The sequence below is a fragment of the Psychroserpens mesophilus genome (assembly GCF_050617655.1).
GTDB classification, from domain to species: domain Bacteria; phylum Bacteroidota; class Bacteroidia; order Flavobacteriales; family Flavobacteriaceae; genus Psychroserpens; species Psychroserpens mesophilus_A.
This window is the reverse complement of record NZ_JBODQC010000254.1, coordinates 1-260: the sequence shown is the minus strand read 5'-3', so window position 1 is coordinate 260 and position 260 is coordinate 1. Positions and strand designations below refer to the sequence as shown.

At 39.2% G+C, this 260-nt stretch carries 1 pseudogene; it reads left to right on the top strand.

Annotation, left to right across the window (positions count from 1 at the left end):
• Positions 1–260 (top strand): annotated as a pseudogene (locus ACRHNM_RS17170) (hypothetical protein); the annotation flags it as partial.

Sequence of the window (260 nt, the reverse complement as noted above, 5' to 3'; positions counted from 1 at the left end):
ATGGGGAAATAAATTTGGTACTGGAGCAGGTGAACGAGGACATAGTGTTAGGCAAACTTCAGATGGTAAGTATATTGTTACAGGTTTTATTGGAGGAGGAGGTATTTGGGTTGCAAAATTAGACAACACTGGCAGTCTTGATGGTAATTGGACCAATACCACTTTTAGTGGTTCGCAAGCGTATTCGGTAGATGAAACTTTAGATGGTGGATTTGTTGTTGCTGGATATAGTAACAATGGAGCAAATGGTATTGATGTTA